At 73.1% G+C, this 22595-nt stretch carries 19 protein-coding genes; 16 read left to right on the top strand and 3 right to left on the bottom strand.

Annotation, left to right across the window (positions count from 1 at the left end; all coding sequences use genetic code 11):
* Positions 1 to 36: 36 nt before the first annotated feature.
* Entirely contained in the window at positions 37 to 660 is a 624-nt protein-coding gene (locus ABEB09_RS08815; protein ID WP_345688804.1) for a TetR family transcriptional regulator, read from the bottom strand.
* A gap of 113 nt (positions 661 to 773) precedes the next feature.
* Between ABEB09_RS08815 and ABEB09_RS08810 the strand changes: the two genes are divergently transcribed.
* From ABEB09_RS08810 to ABEB09_RS08800, 3 genes are read left to right on the top strand one after another with little or no spacing between them, the layout of a single operon-like run.
* On the top strand, positions 774 to 938 hold the full coding sequence (locus tag ABEB09_RS08810; protein WP_345688802.1) for a hypothetical protein: 165 nt from the start codon (positions 774 to 776) through the stop codon (positions 936 to 938).
* A gap of 10 nt (positions 939 to 948) precedes the next feature.
* The gene (locus ABEB09_RS08805) at positions 949 to 1212 is read left to right on the top strand and encodes a DUF4190 domain-containing protein (protein ID WP_345688800.1); all 264 of its coding nucleotides are present in this window, start codon (positions 949 to 951) and stop codon (positions 1210 to 1212) included.
* 48 nt (positions 1213 to 1260) lie between these two features.
* The gene (locus ABEB09_RS08800; RefSeq protein ID WP_345688798.1) at positions 1261 to 2424 is read left to right on the top strand and encodes a cysteine desulfurase family protein; all 1164 of its coding nucleotides are present in this window, start codon (positions 1261 to 1263) and stop codon (positions 2422 to 2424) included.
* 15 nt (positions 2425 to 2439) lie between these two features.
* Here the strand turns inward: ABEB09_RS08800 and ABEB09_RS08795 are convergent, their stop codons facing one another.
* Complete coding sequence (locus tag ABEB09_RS08795; RefSeq protein ID WP_345688796.1) at positions 2440 to 3159, bottom strand: N-acetylmuramoyl-L-alanine amidase; 720 nt, start codon at positions 3157 to 3159, stop codon at positions 2440 to 2442.
* A gap of 60 nt (positions 3160 to 3219) precedes the next feature.
* Between ABEB09_RS08795 and mnmA the strand changes: the two genes are divergently transcribed.
* The 11 genes from mnmA to gatB all read left to right on the top strand — a co-directional run bounded on the left by mnmA (position 3220) and on the right by gatB (position 17000).
* Positions 3220 to 4350 (top strand): tRNA 2-thiouridine(34) synthase MnmA, encoded by a 1131-nt coding sequence (gene mnmA / locus ABEB09_RS08790; RefSeq protein ID WP_345688794.1) that lies wholly within the window; start codon positions 3220 to 3222, stop codon positions 4348 to 4350.
* 91 nt (positions 4351 to 4441) lie between these two features.
* A complete protein-coding gene (locus ABEB09_RS08785; protein ID WP_345688792.1) occupies positions 4442 to 4981 on the top strand; it encodes an LOG family protein in 540 nt (179 codons plus the stop codon).
* A 26-nt stretch (positions 4982 to 5007) separates the two neighbouring features.
* Positions 5008 to 5697, top strand: coding sequence for an SDR family oxidoreductase (locus ABEB09_RS08780; protein ID WP_345688790.1), 690 nt, complete (start codon positions 5008 to 5010; stop codon positions 5695 to 5697).
* 13 nt (positions 5698 to 5710) lie between these two features.
* The gene (locus ABEB09_RS08775) at positions 5711 to 7684 is read left to right on the top strand and encodes a tetratricopeptide repeat protein (protein ID WP_345688788.1); all 1974 of its coding nucleotides are present in this window, start codon (positions 5711 to 5713) and stop codon (positions 7682 to 7684) included.
* Positions 7681 to 8697 (top strand): methionine synthase, encoded by a 1017-nt coding sequence (locus ABEB09_RS08770; RefSeq protein ID WP_345688786.1) that lies wholly within the window; start codon positions 7681 to 7683, stop codon positions 8695 to 8697. The genes ABEB09_RS08775 and ABEB09_RS08770 overlap by 4 nt, the downstream gene beginning before the upstream one ends.
* A 13-nt stretch (positions 8698 to 8710) precedes the next feature.
* Positions 8711 to 10894 (top strand): NAD-dependent DNA ligase LigA, encoded by a 2184-nt coding sequence (ligA, locus tag ABEB09_RS08765; RefSeq protein ID WP_345688784.1) that lies wholly within the window; start codon positions 8711 to 8713, stop codon positions 10892 to 10894.
* A gap of 227 nt (positions 10895 to 11121) precedes the next feature.
* Positions 11122 to 13248 (top strand): putative bifunctional diguanylate cyclase/phosphodiesterase, encoded by a 2127-nt coding sequence (locus ABEB09_RS08760; RefSeq protein WP_345688782.1) that lies wholly within the window; start codon positions 11122 to 11124, stop codon positions 13246 to 13248.
* Positions 13249 to 13436: 188 nt separating this feature from the next.
* On the top strand, positions 13437 to 13733 hold the full coding sequence (gene gatC / locus ABEB09_RS08755) for an Asp-tRNA(Asn)/Glu-tRNA(Gln) amidotransferase subunit GatC (RefSeq protein ID WP_345688780.1): 297 nt from the start codon (positions 13437 to 13439) through the stop codon (positions 13731 to 13733).
* 6 nt (positions 13734 to 13739) lie between these two features.
* Entirely contained in the window at positions 13740 to 15233 is a 1494-nt protein-coding gene (gatA, locus tag ABEB09_RS08750; RefSeq protein WP_345688778.1) for an Asp-tRNA(Asn)/Glu-tRNA(Gln) amidotransferase subunit GatA, read from the top strand.
* Entirely contained in the window at positions 15230 to 15469 is a 240-nt protein-coding gene (locus ABEB09_RS08745; RefSeq protein ID WP_345688776.1) for a hypothetical protein, read from the top strand. The genes gatA and ABEB09_RS08745 overlap by 4 nt, the downstream gene beginning before the upstream one ends.
* 16 nt (positions 15470 to 15485) lie before the next feature.
* On the top strand, positions 15486 to 17000 hold the full coding sequence (gatB, locus tag ABEB09_RS08740; RefSeq protein ID WP_345688774.1) for an Asp-tRNA(Asn)/Glu-tRNA(Gln) amidotransferase subunit GatB: 1515 nt from the start codon (positions 15486 to 15488) through the stop codon (positions 16998 to 17000).
* Positions 17001 to 17069: 69 nt separating this feature from the next.
* Here the strand turns inward: gatB and ABEB09_RS08735 are convergent, their stop codons facing one another.
* A complete protein-coding gene (locus ABEB09_RS08735; RefSeq protein ID WP_345688772.1) occupies positions 17070 to 17591 on the bottom strand; it encodes an RICIN domain-containing protein in 522 nt (173 codons plus the stop codon).
* Between the two features lie 327 nt (positions 17592 to 17918).
* Between ABEB09_RS08735 and ABEB09_RS08730 the strand changes: the two genes are divergently transcribed.
* Positions 17919 to 20012: a phosphocholine-specific phospholipase C gene (locus tag ABEB09_RS08730; RefSeq protein ID WP_345688770.1), complete on the top strand. Its 2094-nt coding sequence runs from the start codon at positions 17919 to 17921 to the stop codon at positions 20010 to 20012.
* Positions 20013 to 20154: 142 nt separating this feature from the next.
* Positions 20155 to 22467, top strand: a complete 2313-nt coding sequence (locus tag ABEB09_RS08725; protein WP_345688768.1) for an MMPL family transporter — start codon at positions 20155 to 20157, stop codon at positions 22465 to 22467.
* Positions 22468 to 22595 lie beyond the last annotated feature (128 nt).

The raw sequence follows: 22595 nt of genomic DNA, 5'->3' as shown, positions 1-22595 counted from the left end.
GCGGCCCCCCGGCGCACCGCACCCGGTCGCCTCGCGTCAGTCCAGCCAGTGGCGGCTGCCCAGGGCCACCAGGCGCAGGCGCCGGCGGGCCACCTGTGCCACCCGTTCCTGTGCCGCCGCGTCGGGGCCGGCCGCCAGGAAGGCGGAGGCGGTCATCACCATGTGGTCGACGTACAGCCCCGCCAGCATCAGCAGGTCCTGCCGCTCCCACCCGGCCGTGTCCGGGTGGGTGGCCAACTCGTCGGCCACCTCCCGCGCGAACCGCTCCAGCTGCTCGCCGATCGCGTCCCGCACCAGCTCCACCCCGCCGTGCCGCTCCCGCGCCAGGAACCGCACGTGCGCCGGGAACTCCCGTACCAGCGCGGCGATCAGGGCGACGGTCCCCGCGATCCGCTCCTCGGTGTCGCCGGTCGCCGCCAGCGTCGTACGGATCGTGCCGTGCAGGCTGCCCAGCGCCTGGTCCACGAGCGCCACCCCCAGGTCCGCCGTGTCGGAGAAGTGGCGGTAGAAAGCCGTCGGGGCGATGCCGACGGCGCGGGTCACCTCGCGCAGTCCGAGGCTGTTGAGGCTCTGGTCCTCCAGCAGGACGAGCGCGGCATCCAGCAGGGCCTGACGGGTCCTCTGCTTCTGGGCCTGCCGGACACCGGTGGTGTGACTCATGCCATGGAGTAAACAACCGTTCTCCGAACGGATCCAGCGCGGCGCGTATATAGACTGAGCAGTCAGTGCACAGTTGTTACCTCTACGGAACGTCCCTCACGAGAGGCAGCCGGATGCTCTTCCTCGTCGCCGCCCTGCTCCTGCTCGGCATCGTCATCGGCACCGCCGCCCTGGTGCCCGTCCCCGTCACGGCCGTCGCCGCCGGCGTCATCGCCGCCTGGCTGCTCGCCTTCGCCGTCCGTGAACGCCAGGCCCGCAAGCAGCGCGGCCACAGCTGAGGAACCCGCCATGGAACTCGCCGCACGCACGGCGGACCCGCGCCGGGACGCCGACGGCATGGCCGTCGCCGCCTTCGTCCTCGGCCTCGTCGGACTGCTCGTCCTCAACATCGTCCTCGGCCCCATCGCCATCGGACTCGCCGCGCTCGCCCTGCGCCACGGCACCGCCCGGCGCGGCCGCGCCCTCCTCGGACTCGCCCTCGGCGTCGCCGACCTCGTCCTGCTCGCCGCGCTCGTGACCCTGAACGGCACCGTGTCCTGGACTATGGCCTGATACGCCCCCGCCGGAGGCCCGCACCCGGCTCGTAGAATCGGGGGCACCATGGCTTACCTCGACCACGCCGCGACCACCCCGATGCTCCCCGAGGCGATCGAGGCGATGACCGCCCAGCTCGCCGTGACCGGGAACGCGTCCTCGCTGCACGCCGCCGGCCGCCGGGCCCGCCGTACCGTCGAGGAGGGCCGCGAGATGCTCGCCGAGGCGCTCGGCGCGCGCCCCAGCGAGGTCGTCCTCACCTCCGGCGGCACCGAGGCCGACAACCTCGCCGTCAAGGGCCTGTACTGGTCCCGCCGCACCGCCGACCCGCGCCGCGTCCGCATCCTCGCGAGCCCCGTCGAACACCACGCCGTCCTCGACGCCGTCCACTGGCTCGGCGACCAGGAGGGCGCCACCGTCGAGTACCTGACCGTCGACCGGTACGGCAGGGTGCACCCCGAGGCGCTCCGCGAGGCCGTCGGGGACCACCCGGAGACCGTCGCCCTGGCCACCGTCATGTGGGCCAACAACGAGATCGGCACCGTCATGCCGATCCGCGAACTCGCCGACGTGGCCCACGAGTTCGGCATCCCGCTGCACGCCGACGCCGTCCAGGCCGTCGGCCAGGTCCCGGTCGGCTTCGCCGACTCCGGGCTCGCCGCCATGACTGTCTCCGGCCACAAGATCGGCGGCCCGTACGGGATCGGGGCGCTCCTCCTCGGCCGCGACCACAGCCCCGTGCCGGTGCTCCACGGCGGCGGCCAGGAGCGCCACGTCCGCTCCGGCACCCTCGACGTGCCCGCCGTCGCCGCCTTCGCCGTCGCCGCCCGCCTGGCCACCGAGCGCCGCGAGGACTTCGCCCGCGAGATCGGCGCCCTGCGCGACGAGCTGGTCGCCGCCGTCCGCTCCGCCGTCCCCGACGCCATCCTGGGCGGCGACCCCGTCGACCGGCTCCCCGCCAACGCCCACTTCACCTTCCCCGGCTGCGAGGGCGACTCCCTGCTGCTCCTCCTGGACGCCCAGGGCATCGCGTGCTCCACCGGCTCCGCCTGTACGGCCGGCATCGCCCAGCCCAGCCATGTGCTGCTGGCCACGGGCACCGACCCGGACCTGGCACGCGGCACCCTGCGCTTCACCCTCGGCCACACCTCGACCCGCGCCGACGTCGAGGCGGTCGCCAAGGCGATCGGCCCGGCGGTGGAACGCGCCCGCACGGCCGGCCTCACCTGACGGGGCGGCGCGCGCTCAGCCCGTGGGCCGCCCGGCCGCCGCGGCAGGCGAGGGCGAGGGCGACGACGTGCGTGCCGCGGCCGCCTCCCGTACGAGGCGGATGTAGCGGTCCCAGTCCCAGTGCGGGCCAGGGTCCGTGTGGTCCGTGCCCGCCACCTCGACGTGGCCGATGATGTGCTCCCGGTCGACCGGTATGCCGTACCGCGCGCATATGTCCGCCGCCAGCTTCGCCGACGAGGCGTACATGGCCGGGGTGAAGTCCTGCGGCCGGTCCACGAAACCCTCGTGCTCGATGCCGATGCTCCGCTCGTTCATGTCCCGGTTCCCCGCGTGGAACGCCACGTCCAGCTCCCGGATCATCTGCGCGATGCGCCCGTCCTTGCCCACCACGTAGTGCGCCGCCGCCCCGTGCCCCGGGTTCTTGAACACCCGCAGCGCCGTGGCGAAGCTGCCCTGCACCACATGGACCACGATCCGGTCCACGGCGTAGTCGGCCGGGCGGTCCGCGCGCCGCCAGTTCGCCCGCGCCGCCGCCGTCCACTGCGCGCCCTGGTGGTCCAGCTCGCCCTCGACGCGCTTGCGCTCCGTACCCGGCAGCCGCCACCAGGCACGCCGCAGCTCGTCCTGGCCCAGCACGGCCGCGCCCGCCAGGGCCGCGCCGCCGCCGATCAGCACGGCCCGCCGCCCCATCCGGGCGCTCTTGTCGCGGCTCCCGCCCCTGTTCTTGCTCCCCATGTCCCGGTGAACGCCGATCGCGGCGCGACGGTTCCCGGCGCCCCGTACCCTGGTAGGGCTATGACTGAGACCTCCCCGCGCCCCCTCCGCGTCCTCGCCGCCATGTCCGGCGGTGTGGACTCCGCCGTCGCCGCCGCCCGCGCAGCCGAGGCGGGACACGACGTGACCGGGGTGCACCTGGCGCTGTCCGCGAACCCGCAGTCGTTCCGCACCGGCGCACGCGGCTGCTGCACCATCGAGGACTCGCGCGACGCCCGGCGCGCCGCCGACGTCATCGGCATCCCCTTCTACGTGTGGGACCTGGCCGACCGCTTCCGCGAGGACGTCGTCGAGGACTTCGTCGCCGAGTACGAGGCGGGCCGGACGCCCAACCCGTGCCTGCGCTGCAACGAGAAGATCAAGTTCGCCGCGCTGCTCGACAAGGCGCTGGCGCTCGGCTTCGACGCGGTGTGCACCGGCCACTACGCCACGATCGTCACGCACGAGGACGGCACGCGGGAGCTCCACCGCGCCTCCGACATGGCCAAGGACCAGTCGTACGTGCTCGGCGTCCTCGACGAGAAGCAGCTCGCGCACGCCCTGTTCCCCCTCGGCGACACCCTCACCACGAAGGACGAGATCCGCGCCGAGGCCGAGCGGCGCGGCCTCGCCGTGGCCAAGAAGCCCGACAGCCACGACATCTGCTTCATCGCCGACGGCGACACCCAGGGCTTCCTCGCCTCGCGCCTCGGCAGGGCCGAGGGCGACATCGTCGACGAGACCGGCAACAAGGTGGGCACCCACGAAGGCGCGTACGGCTTCACCATCGGCCAGCGCAAGGGACTGCGCATCGGCCACCCCGCCCCCGACGGCAAGCCGCGCTACGTCCTCGACATCTCGCCCGTGAACAACACGGTCACCGTCGGCCCCGCCGAGGCCCTGGACGTCACCGCCCTCACGGCGATCAAGCCCCGCTGGTGCGGCACGGCCCCGGAGGGCCCCGGCACGTACACGGCACAGCTCCGCGCCCACGGCGGCGAGACCGGGGTCACGGCCGAGCTGGTCGACGGCGAACTGAAGGTCACCTTCACGGAGCCCGTCCGGGGCGTCGCCCCGGGCCAGGCGATCGTCCTCTACGACGGCACCCGCGTGGTCGGCTCCGCCACCATCGCCACGACGACCCGCCGCGCGGCGACGACGGCGACCGCCTGACCACGCTCCCGCCGCTGCTCCCTGTCGGCGACCAGCCCGCTCCCGGGCCGGAGTTGTCCCGCGTGCCTCCCCGGCCCCGTACGGTTGCGCCATGAACATCTGCGTCTTCCTCTCCGCCGCCGACCTCGACGAGCGCTACACCGGCCCCGCGCGCGAGTTCGGCGAGCTGCTCGCCAAGGGCGGCCACACCCTCGTCTGGGGCGGCTCGGACGCCGGTCTGATGAAGGTCGTCGCCGACGCCGTCCAGCAGGCGGGCGGACGCCTCGTGGGCGTCTCGGTGGAGTTCCTGTCCGACAAGGCGCGCCCCGACTGCGACGAGATGGTCGTCGCCAAGGACCTCGCCGAGCGCAAGGCGGAGCTGCTGGCGCGGGCCGACGCCGTCGTGGTCATGGTCGGCGGGACCGGGACGCTCGACGAGGCCACCGAGATCCTGGAGCTGAAGAAGCACGGGCTCCACGACAAGCCGGTCGTCCTGCTCAACACCGCGGGGTTCTACGACGGCCTGAAGCAGCAGTTCCGCCGCATGGACGAGGAGGGCTTCCTGCCGCTCCCGCTCACCGAGCTGGTGTTCTTCGCGGAGGACGCCGTCTCGGCCCTGGCGTACCTGGAGGAGACCGCCGGGATCGCCTGACGGTCCGGGATGCGAGCATGGCCCGTATGGCTACACACCTGATCACCGGCGCGGGCTCCGGCATCGGCGCGGCCGTCGCGCGCCGCCTGCACGAACGCGGCGACGACCTCGTCCTCCTCGCCCGTGACGCCGGGCGTGCCAAGGAGCTCGCCGAGTCCTACCCGGGCGCCCGCACGCTCGTCGGCGACCTCGCCAACCCCGACCGGCTCTCCTGGGCGTTCTCGCACCAGTCCCTGCCCGACCGGCTGGACTCGCTGCTGCACATCGCGGGCGTCGTCGACCTCGGCCCGGTCGGCGACCTCACGCCCAAGGTGTGGCGCGCCCAGCTCGACGTGAACCTCGTCGCCCCGGCCGAGCTGACCAGGCTGCTCCTGCCGCTGCTGCGCGTCTCGCAGGGCCACGTGGTCTTCGTCAACTCCGGCGCCGGCCTGAACGCCCACGCCGAGTGGTCCGCGTACGCCGCCTCCAAGCACGGCCTGAAGGCGCTCGCCGACTCCCTGCGTCATGAGGAGCACGCCAACGGCGTCCGCGTCACGTCCGTCTACCCGGGCCGCACCGCCAGCCCCATGCAGGAGAAGGTGCACCGCCAGGAGGGCAAGGCGTACGACGCGTCCCGCTGGATCGACCCCGAGTCGGTGGCGACGACCATCCTCATGGCCGTCGACCTGCCGCGCGACGCGGAGGTCAACGACCTGACGGTCCGCCCGGGACGCTGAGGACGGCAGGCCGATGGGGGAGCGGGGGGAGCCGGGCGGGACGGTACGCAACGTCGTGTCCGGCGGACAGCAGGGGACCGTCGTCCAGGCGGGGCACATCGAGCACCTCGTCGTCCAGCCGCCGAGGCCCGAGGAGGTCACCGTCGCCCCGCCCTGGGGGGACCGGGGCACACCCCTGCGCGGCCGTGAGCCGCTGCTGGCGCGGCTGCTCGCCGAGCCGGGCGTGCACGTGCTGTACGGGCTCGGGGGCGTGGGCAAGACCGCCCTCGCCCTGGAGGCCGCCCACCGCTTCCGGCGGCCCCACGCGCGCGTGTGGTGGGTCGGCGCCCACGACGACACCCGCCTGACCGGCGGCATGCGCGCGGTGGCCCGGCACCTCGGGGCCACCGACGCCGACCTGGCCGCCGGGATGACGGCCGACCTGGTGTGGGAGCGGCTGTCCGCGCTGCGGGAGCCGTGGCTGCTCGTGCTCGACAACGCCGACGACCTCGCCCTGCTGGACGGCCCCGGCCGCCTCGCCTCCGGCACCGGCTGGGTGCGGGCCCACGGGGCGCCCCAGGGCCTGGTCCTGGTCACCACCCGGGACGGCGACCCCACCGCGTGGGGCGCGCTGCCGGTGCTGCACGCGCTGACGCCGCTGCCCCGCGAGGACGCCGTGCGCGCGCTCGCCGACCGTGCGGGCTCGGAGGCCGGCCCCGACGAGGACGCCGCGGCGCTCGCCGTACGCCTCGGGGGCCTGCCGCTCGCGCTCGACACGGCGGGCCGCTACCTGGCCTCCGTCCACGAACGCCCGACGCTCTTCCGGGCGGCCGGCGAGCCCGCCACGTACGGGGACTACCTGGCGGCGCTCGGCAGCGGCGACGTCACCGTGGACGGGGACGGCACCCTGACCCGCATCTGGGAGATGTCCCTGGCGCTCGCCGAGTCCCGCGGCGACACCCGGGCCCGCGCCGTGCTGCACCTGCTGGCCGGCTTCGCCGACGCCCCCGTCCCGCTGCGCGTACTGGACCCGGCGCACCTCCCGGACGCCACGCCCGCGCAGCTCTGGCGGGCCCTCCAGGCGCTGCACCGGCTGGGCCTCGCCGAACTGCGCGACACCACCGGCGACGACGGCGCCGAACCGGTCGTGGCCCTCCACCCGCTCGTCCGGGACGCCCACCGCACCGACGCCGCCCGCGCCCTCGCCCAGGACCTCGCGGCGCGGGCCGCCGAAGCGGACGGGCGGCCCGAGGACATCGCCCGCCGGGGCTTCTGGTCGGCGCTCGTGCCGCACCTCCTCGACATCACCCCCGACCGGGACGCGCCCGAGCACCTGTGGGTGGCGGCCCTGTGCGCGGGCGACCACCTGAAGCGCCGCGGGCTGTACGGGCGGGCGTTCGCCGTACTGCGGCCCCTCGCGGAGTCGTCGGTACGGCTCATCGGCGAGAACCACAAGCTCACCCACTGGGCGCGGACCCTGCACACGAGCGTGCTGCTCGACCTCGGGCGCTTCACCGAGGCCCGCGCCGAGGCCGACGCCCTCGTGGAGACCTGCCTCCGGCTGCTGGGCCGGGACGCCCCCATCACCCTGCGCAGCCGGGCGCTGGCCGCGACGGCCGCCCAGCTGTGCGGCGACCTCGACGCCGCCCGCGCCGCGTCCGAGGCCGTGCACGAGGTGTACGCGCGGCTCCTGGGACCGGACGACCGGCACACCCTGGCGGCCCGTCACAACCTGGCGATCATCGTCCACGAGAGCGGCGACGTCGCCGCCGCCCGCGCCGAGTACGAGGCGATCCTGGCCGTCGAGACCGCGACGCTCGGCCCCCACCACCCCGACACCCTGACGACCCGCCACAACCTCGCCACCGCCCTCGCCGACTCCGGTGAGCGCGAGCGGGCCGCCGCCGAGTACCGGGCCGTCCTGGAGGCCCGTATCCGGGTGCTCGGCGCCGACCACCCGGACGCCGAGGCCACGGCGGTCATGCTGGCGCGTACGCTTCCCGGGTGAGCGAGAACAGCGACAGCAAGAACCTCCGCTGGGGCCCCGCCACCGGCGTCGGCTCCATGCCGGGCGGCGACGCGCGCGAGGCCGCGAAGACCGTCACCGGCTCCTTCGAGGACTTCGTCCACCTCCCCGAACTGCCCGCGCGCGGCCCCGGCGCCGACATGATCGGCCGCACCATCGGGCTGCTGGCGGAGCTGTACGCGCACGTGGAGCCGAGCGGCTGGCGGATCAGCGACCGGCCGGGACGCGACACGCGCCGGGCCCGGTCCTGGATGGGCGAGGACCTCGACGCGCTGGAGGAGTTCACGCAGGGGTACGAGGGCCTGCTGAAGGTCCAGGCCGTGGGGCCCTGGACGCTCGCCGCGGCCCTGGAGCTGCGGGGCGGCGAGGCCGCGCTCGGCGACCCCGGCGCCTGCCGAGACCTGACCGCCTCCCTCGCCGAGGGCCTGCGCGACCACCTCGCCGAGGTCCGCCGCCGGGTGCCCGGCGCCGAGGTCGTCCTCCAACTCGACGAGCCGTCCCTCACCGCCGTGCTGCGCGGCCGGATCAGGACCGCCAGCGGCTACCGCACCCACCGGGCCGTCGACCGCCAGGTCGTGGAGGGCGCCCTGCGCGAGGTGATCGGCGTCAACGGCGGCGGGCCGGTCGTCGTGCATTCCTGCGCGCCCGACGTGCCGTTCGCCCTGCTGCGGCGGGCCGGCGTCACGGGCATCTCGTTCGATTTCGGCCTGCTCACCGAGCGTGACGAGGAGCCCATCGGCGAGGCCGTCGAGAGCGGTACGCAGCTGTTCGCGGGCGTCGTCGCCTCCACCGACGGCCCATTGTCAGACCCTGCCGGTAGCGTCATGGGTGTCAGGACGCTGTGGCGCAGGCTGGGGCTGAATCCGGGGACTCTCGCCGAGTCGTTGGTGATCACGCCGACATGCGGGCTCGCGGGGGCTTCGCCCGCATATGCCCGCGCCGCCCTCGCGCACTGCGCCAAGGCTGCGAGATCGCTCGCGGACAACCCTGAGTAACGGGAGGAACGACGTGTCTGTCGAACAGCACGACGTGGTGCCGCCGGAGGCACGGGAGAAGCACGCCCAGCTGGCCGAGCAGGTCGAGGAGCACCGCTTCCGGTACTACGTGAAGGACCAGCCGGTCATCAGCGACGCCGAGTTCGACCGGCTCCTGCGCTCACTGGAGGCGCTGGAGGAGGAGTACCCGGAGCTGCGCACGCCCGACTCGCCGACCCAGAAGGTCGCGGGGGCGTACGAGACGGAGTTCACGGCCGTCCAGCACCGCGAGCGCATGCTGTCGCTGGACAACGCGTTCGACGAGGCGGAGCTGACCGCCTGGGCCGAGCGCGTCGCCCGCGACGTCGGCACGGCGGACCACCGCTTCCTGTGCGAACTCAAGGTGGACGGCCTCGCCGTGAACCTCACGTACGAGAAGGGCCGGCTGACCCGGGCGGCGACCCGCGGCGACGGGCGCACCGGCGAGGACATCACGCCCAACGTACGGACGATCTCGGACATCCCGGATCGGCTGAAGGGCGACCGCATCCCCGACCTCGTGGAGATCCGGGGCGAGGTCTACTTCCCGATGGAGAAGTTCGAGGAGCTGAACGCCCGTCTCGTCGCGGCCGGCGACAAGCCGTTCGCCAACCCGCGCAACGCCGCCGCCGGTTCCCTGCGCCAGAAGGACCCGAAGGTCACCGCCACGCGCCCGCTGCACATGGTGGTGCACGGCATCGGCGCCCGCACGGGACTGGAGATCGACCGCCTGTCGCAGGCCTACGAGCTGCTGCGCGAGTGGGGCCTCCCGACGGCCCGGCACAACCGCGTGGTGGACGACCTCGACGGCGTACGGGAGTTCATCGCGTACTACGGCGAGCACCGTCACTCGGTGGAGCACGAGATCGACGGTGTCGTCGTCAAGCTGGACGAGATCCCCCTCCAGGGACGGCTGGGCTCGACCTCGAGGGCCCCGCGCTGGGCGATCGCGTACAAGTACCCGCCGGAGGAGGTCAACACCAAGCTGGTCGACATCCGCGTGGGCGTCGGCCGCACGGGCCGGATCACGCCGTACGCGCAGGTGGAGCCGGTGACCGTGGCCGGCTCGGAGGTCGAGTTCGCCACGCTCCACAACCAGGACGTGGTGAAGGCCAAGGGCGTGCTCATCGGGGACACCGTGGTGCTGCGCAAGGCCGGTGACGTCATCCCGGAGATCCTGGGCCCGGTGGCGGACCTGCGGGACGGCAGCGAGCGCGAGTTCGTCATGCCGGCCGAGTGCCCCGAGTGCGGTACGGCGCTGAAGCCGATGAAGGAGGGCGACGTCGACCTGCGCTGCCCCAACGGCCGCACGTGCCCGGCCCAGCTGCGCGAGCGCCTGTTCTACCTGGCGGGGCGCAAGTGCCTGGACATCGAGAACTTCGGCTACGTCGCGGCCGCGGCGCTGACCAGGCCGCTGGAGCCGGCCGGGCCGCCGCTCGTCGACGAGGGCGACCTGTTCGACCTCACCATCGAACAGCTGCTGCCCATCAAGGCGTACGTCCTGGACCAGGACACCGGCCTGCCCAAGCGCGACCCCAAGACCGGCGAGGAGAAGGTCGTCACGGTCTTCGCCAACCAGCAGGGGGAGCCCCGTAAGAACGCGCTGGCCATGCTGGAGAACATCGCGGCGGCCAAGCAGCGCCCGCTCGCCCGGATCATCACCGGCCTGTCGATCCGGCACGTCGGGCCGGTCGCCGCCGAGGCGCTCGCCCGGGAGTTCCGTTCGATCGACCGCATCGAACAGGCCACCGAGGAGGAGCTGGCGGCCGTCGAAGGCGTCGGACCCACCATCGCCGCCTCCCTCAAGCAGTGGTTCGAGGAGGAGTGGCACCGCGAGATCCTGCGCAAATGGCGGGCCGCGGGCGTCCGGACGGAAGAGGAGAGCACCGGCGGGGACGAGGGGCCGCGCCCGCTGGAGGGCCTGACCGTCGTCGTCACGGGCACGCTGCAGAACTACACCAGGGATGGCGCAAAAGAAGCGCTCCAGAGCCTTGGAGCGAAAGTGACCGGTTCCGTTTCGAAGAAAACCTCCTTCGTGGTGGTCGGTGACAACCCCGGTTCCAAGTACGACAAGGCGATGCAGCTGAAGGTTCCGGTTCTGGACGAGAACGGCTTCGTTGTCCTGCTGGAACAAGGGCCGGACGCGGCTCGCGAAGCCGCCGTGCCTGTCGAACAGTAGGGCGGAAACGGCCGGAAAAGGTCACCCGTTCAGCGCATACCAGATGGATAAGGGTGGCTGGGTCGCATTCGGGCAAGAGCTGTAGAGCGCTGCCCGTGGAAGCCTTCCGCGGCCTACTGTTGAGATGTGCGCCTGTCGTGCACGGCTGCGTTGGGGCATTCCAGTCGTGGTGGCATGACAACAGGCCATCACGAGGCAACGGCACCGCCGGCTGTGAGAGGGACGGAATGAAACCGACCGAGAGTGCCGCCCCGGTCTCACGGCCGCGTGCGCGCCAGGCCGTCACCGCGGCCTGCGCCGGCCTGCAGGCCAGGCTGCCCGTCATCGTGGTGGCGCTCGCCGGAATCACCCTGGCGAGCGGGTTCTACGGCGCCGTGCGCCACGGCCACGCGCTCTTCCCCAGCGGCACCACCGGCTGGTCCCTCGCCGTCCTCACCGGCATCGTCGTCGGCCACCTCGTCGCACTCGGCCGCGACCGCTGGTGGGGCGGCACCGGCTCCGGCGCCGCCCTCACCCTCGCCGTGCTGCTCCTGTACGGCTGGGTGCCCGCCGGCCTGGTCAGCCTCGCCGTCGTCGTCCTCGTCGGCGCCGCCCGCCGCCACCGCTGGCGACAGGGCCTGCTGCACGGCGCCGCGGACGTCCTCGGCATCGGCTCCGCCGCCCTGGTCCTCGCCGCGTTCGGAGACGTGCCGTCCGTCGAACGGCCGTGGGAACCCCTCGAATGGGGGATCGCCGCCGTCCCGGAGGTCTCGCTCGCCGCCGGCACCTATCTGGTGGTGACCCGGCTCGTCCTGTGGTACACGCTGGCGCCGCCGGCCGGCGGGCTGCCCACGGCCGCCCGCACCGCGCTGCTGCGCCAGGGCCTCGTCGCCGTCGCCCTGCTCGGCATCGCCCCGCTCATCTGCGTCGTGGCGGTCTCCCTGCCCGTGCTGCTGCCGCTTTTCGCCGTGCCTTTAATCGCCCTCGACTCCACGCTGTGGATCGCCCGCGCCCGGGCCGAGGAACAGCTGCGCGACCCGCTCACCGGACTCCCCAACCGGCAGTGGCTGCTGGAGCGCACCTGGACCGCGCTGGAGGCCGCCGAGGCCGACGGCGTCCGCGCCGCGCTCGTCCTGATCGACCTCGACCGCTTCCGTTCGGTCAACGACACGCTCGGCCACCTGGCCGGCGACCGGCTGCTCCTCCAGATCGCCGAGCGGCTGCGCCTCGCCCTGCCGCGCGGCGCCGAGGCGGCACGGCTGGGCGGCGACGAGTTCGCCGTCCTCCTGCCGACCGCCGACTCCACGACGAGCGCCCAGCGGGTCGCCCGCCACCTGGCCGCCGAGCTGTCCTCGCCGCTCGACCTCGACGGGCTGACGCTCGTCCTGGAGGCCAGCGCCGGCGTCGCCGTCTTCCCCGACCACGCCCTCGACGCCGAGGGCCTCCTCCAGCGCGCCGACGTCGCCATGTACCAGGCGAAGCGGGACCGCACGGGCGTCGAGGTGTACGAGTCGAAGCGCGACTCCAACACCCCCGACCGGCTCGGACTCCTCGGCGACCTCCGCCGCGCCCTGGACGCCGGCGAGGTCGAACTGCACTACCAGCCGAAGGTCCGCTTCGACGGCCACGTCGCCGGCCTGGAGGCCCTGGTCCGCTGGGTGCACCCCGAGCGCGGCCGGGTCCCCCCGGACGAGTTCATCGCGATCGCCGAGTCGTCCGGCCTGATGCCGCACCTCACCGAGTACGTCCTGGAGACCGCACTCGGCCAGGTCGCCCAGTGGCGCGCCCAGGGCCTGGAGGTGCCCGTCGCGGTGAACGTCTCGCCGCGCGACGTCCACAGCCCCGGCTTCGCCGGCGCCGTCGCCGCGCGCCTGGCCCGCCACGGCGTCCCCGCCGGAGCCCTCCAGCTGGAGATAACCGAACACGTGCTCCTGGAGGACCCGCAGCGCGCCGCCGACACCCTCGCCGGACTCACCGGGCACGGCGTGAAGATGTCCCTGGACGACTTCGGCACCGGCTACTCGTCCCTGGTCCACCTGCGCCGCCTCCCGGTCAGCGAACTGAAGATCGACCGCTCGTTCGTGGCGCGCCTCGCCGTCGACACCGAGGACGCCGAGATCGTCCGCTGCACCGTGGACCTCGCCCACTCCCTGGGCCTGCTCGTGGTCGCCGAGGGCGTCGAGGACGACGAGACCTGGGAGCGGCTGCGCGACCTGGGCTGCGACGCGGTGCAGGGGTGGCTGGTGGCCGCGGCGATGCCGCCGGCGGAGACCACGGCGTGGCTGCGGGCCCGGGGCGAGCGCGGCTGGCACCGGCCTGCGGCCGCGCTGCCGCCGTCGCCCTCCGACGAGCCGTCGGGGCAGACGGTCACGTAGCCCCGGGAGGTCCTCCCGCACACTCGCACGGGGGACGCCGGCGGCGCGCGCGGGTCCCTGCCGCGGGCACGGGTTCCGCCCCTGGTGGGACGCCTGCCCACAGCAGGGACGCGACCGTTTCACGGCGATGGGGCCCGGCCCCATAGGATTGGGCCAAAACCCACACACTCACCCCTGAGGATCGCTGCATGCCTGGCATCACGCGCGAGGAGGTCGCCCACCTCGCCCGGCTGGCGCGTCTGGAGCTGTCCGGCGAAGAGCTCGACCACTTCGCCACGCAGCTCGACGACATCATCGGCGCGGTCGCCCGCGTCTCCGAGGTCGCCGACCAAGACGTCCCGCCGACCTCCCACCCGCTGCCGCTGACCAATGTCATGCGCGCGGACGAGGTCCGTCCGTCGCTCACCCCCGAGCAGGCGCTCTCCGGCGCCCCCGCCCAGGAGCAGCAGCGTTTCAAGGTGCCGCAGATCCTTGGGGAGGACTGACCCGTCATGATGGACATCGTCAAGCTGACCGCGGCCGAGATCGCCGGGAAGATCGCCTCCGGCGAGCTGACCGCCGTCGAGGTCACCGAGGCCCACCTGGCCCGGATCGCCGCCGTCGACGAGAAGGTCAACGCCTTCCTGCACGTCGACCGCGAGGGCGCCCTCGCCCAGGCCCGCGCCGTCGACGCCAAGCGCGAGCGCGGCGAGAAGCTCGGCCCGCTCGCGGGCGTGCCGCTCGCCCTGAAGGACATCTTCACCACGAAGAACATGCCGACGACCGTCGGCTCCAAGATCCTCGAGGGCTGGCTCCCGCCGTACGACGCGACGCTCGTCGAGAAGCTGCGCGCGGCCGACATCGTCGTCCTCGGCAAGACCAACATGGACGAGTTCGCCATGGGGTCCTCCACCGAGAACAGCGCCTACGGCCCCACCGGCAACCCCTGGGACCTCACCCGTATCCCGGGCGGCTCCGGCGGCGGCTCGTCCGCCGCGCTCGCCTCGTACGAGGCGCCGCTCGCCATCGGCACCGACACCGGAGGCTCCATCCGCCAGCCCGCGGCCGTCACCGGCACGGTCGGCGTGAAGCCGACGTACGGCGCGGTGTCCCGCTACGGCATGGTGGCGTTCTCCAGCAGCCTCGACCAGGGCGGCCCCTGCGCCCGTACGGTCCTGGACGCGGCGCTCCTGCACGAGGTGATCGCCGGGCACGACCCGATGGACTCCACCTCCATCGACGCGCCGGTCCCGGCGGTCGTCGAGGCCGCCCGCAACGGCAGCGTCCAGGGCATGCGCGTCGGCGTCGTGAAGCAGTTCCGCGGCGAGGGCTACCAGGCCGGCGTCCTGCAGCGGTTCGACGAGTCGGTCGAGCTGCTCAAGGAGCTGGGCGCCGAGATCGTCGAGCTGGACTGCCCGTCCTTCGACCTGGCGCTCTCCGCGTACTACCTGATCGCGCCCTCCGAGTGCTCCTCCAACCTCGCCCGCTTCGACGGCCTGCGCTACGGCCTGCGGACCGGCGACGACGGCTCGCGCTCCGCCGAGGAGGTCACCTCGCTGACCCGCGAGGCCGGCTTCGGCGCCGAGGTGAAGCGCCGCATCATGCTCGGCACGTACGCGCTCAGCTCCGGCTACTACGACGCGTACTACGGCTCGGCGCAGAAGGTCCGCACGCTCATCACGCGCGACTTCGAGAAGGCCTTCGAGCAGGTCGACGTGATCGTCTCGCCGACGACGCCGACCACCGCGTTCCCCATCGGCGAGCGCGCCGACGACCCGATGGCGATGTACCTCGCGGACCTCTGCACCATCCCGACCAACCTGGCCGGCAACGCCGCCATGTCGCTGCCCTGCGGCCTGGCGCCGGAGGACAACCTGCCGGTCGGACTGCAGATCATCGCCCCGGCCCTGCAGGACGACCGCCTCTACAAGGTGGGCGCCGCGGTCGAGGCCGCGTTCGTGGCACGCTGGGGCCACCCGCTGCTTGAGGAGGCTCCGTCGCTGTGAGTGCACTGAGCAAGGCCAAGGGCTTCAAGAAGTCGAAGGCCGGCACGTACCTGTCCATCGGCACCACCGCGTTCGGCGCGCTGAGCGTGATCAAGCAGGCCCGCAAGGCCCGTTCCGAGCACGACACGCTGCAGCTCGTGGACGCCGTCGTGTCCGCCGCTGCCATCGTCACCGGCCTCGCCATCCTGGTGCGCGAACTGAAGCGCATCGGTGACGACGACGTCCTGTTCGGCTGAGAGGGATTGTTTCACCGTGACCGTCACGACTGACCTGGTGTCGTACGAGGACGCCCTCGCCACCTTCGAGCCCGTCATGGGCCTGGAGGTGCACGTCGAACTCGGCACCAAGACCAAGATGTTCTGCGGCTGCTCGACCGAGCTGGGCGCCGAGCCGAACACCCAGACCTGCCCGGTCTGCCTCGGCATGCCCGGCGCGCTGCCCGTCGTCAACGCGACCGGCGTCGAGTCCGCCATCAAGATCGGCCTGGCGCTGAACTGCGAGATCGCCGAGTGGTGCCGCTTCGCCCGGAAGAACTACTTCTATCCGGACATGCCGAAGAACTTCCAGACCTCCCAGTACGACGAGCCCATCGCCTACAACGGCTACCTGGACGTCCAGCTGGAGGACGGCGAGGTCTTCCGCGTGGAGATCGAGCGCGCCCACATGGAGGAGGACACCGGCAAGTCGACCCACGTCGGCGGCGCCACCGGCCGGATCCACGGCGCGTCCCACTCCCTGCTGGACTACAACCGCGCCGGCATCCCGCTCATCGAGATCGTCACCAAGCCGATCGTCGGCGCCGGTGACCGCGCCCCCGAGGTCGCCAAGGCGTACGTCGCCGAGCTGCGCGCCCTCATCCGCGCGCTCGGCGTGTCCGAGGCCCGCATGGAGATGGGCCAGATGCGCTGCGACGTGAACCTGTCGCTGCGCCCGATCGGCACGGAGAAGTTCGGCACCCGCAGCGAGACGAAGAACGTCAACTCGCTGCGGTCGGTCGAGCGGGCCGTCCGCTACGAGGTCCAGCGGCACGCCGCGGTCCTCATCGGCGGCGGCACGATCGTCCAGGAGACCCGCCACTTCCACGAGGACGACGGCTCGACGACCTCCGGTCGCGTCAAGGAGGAGGCCGAGGACTACCGGTACTTCCCGGAGCCCGACCTCGTCCCGGTCGCCCCGTCCCGCGAGTGGGTCGAGAAGCTCCGCGCCGACCTGCCCGAGCTGCCGCGCGTGCGCCGCAACCGGCTGCGCGAGGAGTGGGGCGTGTCCGAGCACGACATGCAGTCCATCCTCAACGCGGGCGCGCTCGACCTGATCGTCGCCACGGCCGAGGCGGGCGCCCCGGCCGACCAGGCCCGCAAGTGGTGGATGGGCGAGCTGGCCCGTAACGCCAACGAGTCCGGCAAGAGCCTGGACGAGCTGCCGATCACCCCGGCACAGGTGGCCCGGGTCACCGCGCTCGTCGCGTCGGGCGACCTCAACGACAAGCTGGCCCGCCAGGTCATCGAGGGCGTGCTGGCCGGCGAGGGCGACCCGGACACCGTCGTCGAGAAGCGCGGCCTCAAGGTCGTCTCCGACGAGGGTGCCCTGAGCACCGCCGTCGACGAGGCCATCGCCGCCAACGGCGCCATCGCGGACAAGATCCGCGGCGGCAAGGTCGCGGCGGCCGGCGCGCTGGTCGGCGCGGTCATGAAGGCCACGCGCGGCCAGGCCGACGCGGCCCGGGTGCGCGAGCTGATCCTGGAGAAGCTGGGCGTCACGGAGGGCTGAGGCCCGTTCGTCCGCGTACGAGGGCGGCGCACCCGGACCGGGTGCGCCGCCCTCCGCCATGCGTGGGGCCTACCAGGTCCAGTAGTGGTCCCGCCAGGTGCCGCAGGGCCACTGGATGGCCTTGGCGCCGGCGGTCAGGCTGCCGCCCTCGATGGCCAGGCACTGGCGGCTGTTCCAGTTCACGAGCTGGGCGCCGTTGGAGGTGGGGCGGACGCCCCAGTAGTGGTCCTTCCAGGTGCCGCACGGCCACTGGATGACCTGCGTGCCCTGCTGGGTGCTGGCGCCGGGCACGGCGAGGCACTGGTGGCTGTTGAGGTTCTCCAGCTGGTAGTAGTTCAGCCCGCCGCTGCTGAAGGCGTAGCGGAACGTCCAGTAGTGGTCGTTCCAGCTGCCGCAGCCCCACTGGATGAGCCCGGTGCCCTGCTGTGTGGAACCGCCGGGGACGGCCAGGCACTGGCCGCTGTTGCGGTTCACGATGTGCACATAGGTGGCTTCCTCGTCGGCCGGCGCGGCGTTCGCGGCGGTGGTTCCGGCGAGCAGCAGGACGGCCGAGCCGAATGCGGCCACGGCGGCGCGTAAGACGGACTTCACGAGTTCTCCTCGCTGCTTCGGTCCCCTCCGTGCTGGAGGGTGGCGACAGCCCGTCACCCTAGGGTGACGGGGCGTCAGGGGCGAGGGCGGAACCGGACATGCCGGGACCGCGGCGGCCGGTGCGCCGCGCGGCGGCCTGGATGCGTCGTACCGGGCGCTCGGACGCGTCGTACCGGGCGCCGGGTCACCCGGCCCGGGCGCGTCGTACCGGGCGCTTGGACTCGTCGCACCGGCGCTTGGACGTTCATCGCCGTGTCGCTGCCGGGCCTTCCGTACGTCATCCGGTCTCACTACCGTCCCCGCCGAACCACTCACGGGAGGTCGGGGATGTCACCGGAAATCTCACGCAGGAGGCTGCTCGCGCTCGGCGGGGGCGCGCTCGGCGCCGCCGCGGGATCGCTGCTGCCGCCGTCGCTGCAGGCCGCCCTGGCCGCGGGACCGCCCGCCGGGGGCCTGGACGCGATCCGGCACGTCGTCGTCCTGATGCAGGAGAACCGTTCCTTCGACCACTACTTCGGCACCCTGCGCGGCGTCCGCGGCTTCGGCGACCGCAACGCCGTCGAACTGCCCTCCGGCACCCCGGTGTTCGAGCAGCCCGGTGCGCTCGGCCGTACCGTCCTGCCCTTCCCCGTCCGGGGCGCCGCCGAGGCGCAGAAGAAGGACCTCCAGTACATCGGCGACCTCGACCACTCCTGGAGCGGAGGCGCCAGGGCCTGGCGCGACGGCTGGATGGACGGCTGGGTGTCCGCCAAGACCGCCGCGACCATGGCGTACTACGACCGGCGGGACCTGCCGCTCCACTACGAGCTGGCCGACACGTTCACCATCTGCGACGCGTACCACTCCTCCATCCACACCTCCACCAGCCCCAACCGCAACCACCTGTGGTCCGGCTGGACCGGCTACGAGGCCGACGGCACCCGCGCGGTCACCAACGCCGCCTACGCGGAGGGCAGCCACCCCGGCTACCCGTGGACGACCTACGCCGAGCGGCTCGAAGCGGCCGGCCGCACCTGGCAGACGTACACCGAGTGGGAGAACTTCACCGACAACAACATCGAGTTCTTCACCACCTTCAAGAAGATCGCCCGCAAGGCCCTCGCCCGGACCGGCGGCCACACCTACATGGAGTCCTTCTACGCCGCCGTCCGCGAGACCGCCGACACCGCCGAGCGCGACCGGCTCCTCGCCGCGCTGGAGGACGGCGTCGCGGCCCTGACCCCCGCGGAGCGGTCCCTGTTCGAGCGCGGGCTGCGCCGCGTGCCCACCGGCACCCTCGCCGACCGCTTCCGCGCCGACGTCGCCGCGGGCACGCTGCCCGAGGTGTCGTACCTCGTTCCGTCCGCGATCGACTCCGAGCACCCCGGCTCGTCCTCGCCGATCGCCTCGGCCACCCTCGTCTACAAGATCCTCGACGCCCTGGGCGCCCACCCCGAGGTGTGGCGCCACACCGTCCTGCTGATCAACTACGACGAGAACGACGGCTTCTTCGACCACGTCCCGCCGCCCGTGCCGCCCGCCGGCACCGCGGAGGAGCGCTGGAAGGGCCTGCCGACGGGCCTCGGCATCCGCGTCCCGCTGCTCGTCGTGTCGCCCTGGAGCGTCGGCGGATACGTGTGCTCCGAGGTCTTCGACCACACGTCCGTGATCCGCTTCCTGGAACGCTGGACCGGCGTCGAAGAGCCCAACATCACCTCCTGGCGGCGCACCGTCACCGGCGACCTGACCTCGGCCTTCGACTTCCGGCGTGCCCATCGGCAGCCCCCGGTGGACCAGCCGGGGCCGATCCCGCCGTTCACCGGCCGCTGGCGCCCGCAGCCGCCGCTGGTGCAGCACAGGCCCGTCCAGGAGCCCGGAACGCGGCCGGCCCGCCCGCTGCCGTACCAGCCGGACGCCCACGGGCGCCTCGACGGGGACGCCCTCCAGGTCACGCTCACCAACACCGGCAGCGCGAGCGCCCCGCTGGCGCTCTACCCGTACGCCGGCGAGTTCCCCGCCCCGCAGCACCGGGAGGTAAGGGGCACCGCGCAATGGAGGGTGCCCCTTACCGGCGCCGCCTACCGCTTCACGATCACCGGTCCCAACGGCTTCCGCCGCGAGTTCGCGGGCAGCGCCGCGCCCGCCGGCGGCGCCGAGGTCTCCTCGCGCCTCGACCCCGACGAGCGCGACCTGCACCTCACCCTGCGGAACACCGGCCCGGCGCCGGTCACCTTCACGGTCCGCCCGCTCGGCTACGCCGACGAGGACGACCTCGCCGACTGGGTCCGGCGGATCACCGTCAAGCCCGGCCGCAGCCGCACGGTCGTCCACTCCGCCGCCGACGCCCAGGGCTGGTACGACGTCGAGGTGACCGCCCCCGAGGGCTTCCGCCGGCGGCTCATGGGCCATGTCGAGAACGGCCGCGCGAGCGTCTCCGGCTGACCGGTCCGCCATCCGGCGCTGTGAGGATCCCCACGAAAGGGGCAAAGGATCATCTTTCGCTGTCAGAGTTGCTGCCAATAGGTCATGCGTTCTCCCGGGAAGCCCTGCGAAGAACCACGAACCCCTTCAGGGAGCGAACCCTTTGGCAGCCATCGCCCGGTGGTGCATCCGCCACCGCCTCGCCGCCGTCCTGCTGTGGCTCGTCGCGTTCGCCGGCGTCACGGCGGCCGCCGGTGCCCTCGGCTCCGCGTACTCCAACGACTACGAGGTCCCGGGCACCGAGTCCGGCCGCGCCGTCGCCGTACTGGACGAGACCTTCCCCGGCAGGGGAGGCGACAGCGGCACCATCGTCTGGCACACCGAGCACGGCAGCGTCCGCGCCGCCGACGTCGAGCAGCGCATGACCACCATGCTGGACGAGGTCGAGGACCTGCCCGGCGTCGCCGCCGTCACCGGCCCGTACGGCTCCGCCGACGTCACCGAGGCCGCCCAGGCACAGGGCCAGGCCCGAGCCACGGCCGCCGAGCCCGGGACGGCCCACGCCGCGCAGGCCGCCCAGGCCTCCGACGCGGCCGGCCAGGGACAGATCAGCGACGACGGCCGCACCGCCTACGCCACGGTCACCTTCGACCGGCAGGCCGACGACATTCCGCACGAGCAGGCCCGCGCCCTCGTCGACACCGCGCGCGCCGCCTCCGGCGACGGCGTCCAGGTCGAGGTCGGCGGCAGCATCGCCGCGCTCACCGAGGGGGGCGGCGCGCACATCGCCGAGATCGTCGGCGTGGCCGTCGCCGCGCTCGTCCTCTTCGTCGCCTTCGGCTCCCTCGCCGCCAGCCTCCTGCCGATCGCCACCGCCCTCGTCAGCGTCGGCACCGCCTACTCCGGCATCGTGCTGCTCGGCCACCTCATGACCGTGGCCGACTTCGCCCCCATGCTGGGCATGCTCATCGGCCTCGGCGTCGGCATCGACTACGCGCTGTTCATCGTCACGCGGCACCGCAAGGGCCTCAAGCGCGGCCTCAGCGTCCCGGAGGCCGCCCAGAACGCCGTCGCCACCACCGGCCGGGCCGTCGTCTTCGCCGGCGCGACCGTCTGCATCGCCCTGCTCGGCATGCTCATCCTGCGGCTCAGCTTCCTCAACGGCGTCGCCATAGCCGCGTCCCTCACCGTCATCCTCACCGTCGCCGCGTCCGTGACGCTGCTGCCCGCGCTGCTGTCCCTCATCGGCATGCGGGCCCTGTCCCGCCGCGAGCGCCGCCGCCTCGTCGAGCACGGCCCGCAGCCCGAGCTGCCGACGGGCCTGGCCGCCCGCTGGTCCGCGTTCGTCGAGCGCCACCCCAAGAAGCTCGGCGCCGTCGCCGCCGTCGTGATGCTGGTCCTCGCCCTGCCGACGCTCTCCCTGCGCCTGGGCACCTCCGACCAGGGCAACAACCCGGCCTCCTCCACCACCCGCCAGGCCTACGACCTGCTCGCCGACGGCTTCGGCCCCGGCGTCAACGGCCCGCTGACCCTCGTCGCGGAGCTGGAGGGCCCGAACGACCGGCTCGCCATGAACGAGCTGCCCGCCCAGCTGCGCGCCACCGCGGGCGTCGAGTCCGTCGGCCCGCTCACCTACAGCGGCAACGGCCAGACCGCCGTCGTCACCGTCGTACCGGACTCCGCGCCGCAGTCCCAGCAGACCAGCGACCTCGTGGACCGGCTGCGCGCCGACGTCCTGCCCACCGCCGAGCACGGCACCTCCCTGGACGTGCACGTCGGCGGCGTGACCGCCGCGTACGACGACTTCGCGCAGGTCATCATCGGCAAGCTGCCGCTCTTCGTGGGCGTCGTCATCGCCCTGGGCTGTCTGCTGCTCCTGCTCGCCTTCCGGTCCCTCGGCATCCCCCTCAAGGCCGCCGCCATGAACGTCGCGGCCGTCGCGTCCGCGTTCGGGATCGTCGTCGCGATCTTCCAGTGGGGCTGGGGGACCGAGCTCCTGGGCCTCGGCCGCGCCGGGCCGATCGAACCGTTCCTCCCGGTCATCGCCGTGTCGGTGCTCTTCGGGCTCTCCATGGACTACCAGGTGTTCCTGGTGAGCCGGATGTACGAGGAGTGGCTGGAGACCGGCGACAACCGGCGGGCCGTCCGCGTCGGCCTCGCCGAGACCAGCCGGGTGATCAACTCCGCCGCCGTCATCATGATCGCCGTATTCCTGGCGTTCGTGCTCTCCGGCGACCGGGTCATCGCGATGTTCGGCATCGGACTGGCCGCGGCCGTCGCACTCGACGCGTTCGTCCTGCGCACCCTGCTCGTCCCCGCCCTGATGCACATGCTCGGCGGCGCCAACTGGTGGCTGCCCCGCTCCCTCGACCGGATCCTGCCGCGCATCAGCATCGAACCCCCCGAGTGCCGCGAACCGGCCCGTGCGAAGATCCCCCGGGAGCGCGCGAGCGGCGACGGGGAGCTCGTGCCGTGAAAATCAGCCCCTCCGGCGTTTGAGGAGCGGCCGGTCCGGGGGCGAAGCCCCCGGTTTCGCGAAGGGACGGGGTGGGGGACAAGATCCGCCGGGCACGGCCTAAGGAGCACTCAGGGCGGCCCTAAGGA

Source organism: Streptomyces coeruleoprunus, assembly GCF_039542925.1.
Taxonomy (GTDB): Bacteria; Actinomycetota; Actinomycetes; order Streptomycetales; family Streptomycetaceae; genus Streptomyces; species Streptomyces coeruleoprunus.
Note: the sequence above shows the minus strand (reverse complement) of the source record. Positions and strands in the feature narration are given on the sequence as shown.

Bases quoted from the DNA above. Each gene is read 5' to 3' on its own strand.
- ABEB09_RS08815 (WP_345688804.1), bottom strand. From the start codon at position 660: ATGAGTCACACCACCGGTGTCCGGCAGGCCCAGAAGCAGAGGACCCGT.
- ABEB09_RS08810 (WP_345688802.1), top strand. From the start codon at position 774: ATGCTCTTCCTCGTCGCCGCCCTGCTCCTGCTCGGCATCGTCATCGGC.
- ABEB09_RS08805 (WP_345688800.1), top strand. From the start codon at position 949: ATGGAACTCGCCGCACGCACGGCGGACCCGCGCCGGGACGCCGACGGC.
- ABEB09_RS08800 (WP_345688798.1), top strand. From the start codon at position 1,261: ATGGCTTACCTCGACCACGCCGCGACCACCCCGATGCTCCCCGAGGCG.
- ABEB09_RS08795 (WP_345688796.1), bottom strand. From the start codon at position 3,159: ATGGGGAGCAAGAACAGGGGCGGGAGCCGCGACAAGAGCGCCCGGATG.
- mnmA (WP_345688794.1), top strand. From the start codon at position 3,220: ATGACTGAGACCTCCCCGCGCCCCCTCCGCGTCCTCGCCGCCATGTCC.
- ABEB09_RS08785 (WP_345688792.1), top strand. From the start codon at position 4,442: ATGAACATCTGCGTCTTCCTCTCCGCCGCCGACCTCGACGAGCGCTAC.
- ABEB09_RS08780 (WP_345688790.1), top strand. From the start codon at position 5,008: ATGGCTACACACCTGATCACCGGCGCGGGCTCCGGCATCGGCGCGGCC.
- ABEB09_RS08775 (WP_345688788.1), top strand. From the start codon at position 5,711: ATGGGGGAGCGGGGGGAGCCGGGCGGGACGGTACGCAACGTCGTGTCC.
- ABEB09_RS08760 (WP_345688782.1), top strand. From the start codon at position 11,122: ATGAAACCGACCGAGAGTGCCGCCCCGGTCTCACGGCCGCGTGCGCGC.
- gatC (WP_345688780.1), top strand. From the start codon at position 13,437: ATGCCTGGCATCACGCGCGAGGAGGTCGCCCACCTCGCCCGGCTGGCG.
- gatA (WP_345688778.1), top strand. From the start codon at position 13,740: ATGATGGACATCGTCAAGCTGACCGCGGCCGAGATCGCCGGGAAGATC.
- ABEB09_RS08730 (WP_345688770.1), top strand. From the start codon at position 17,919: ATGTCACCGGAAATCTCACGCAGGAGGCTGCTCGCGCTCGGCGGGGGC.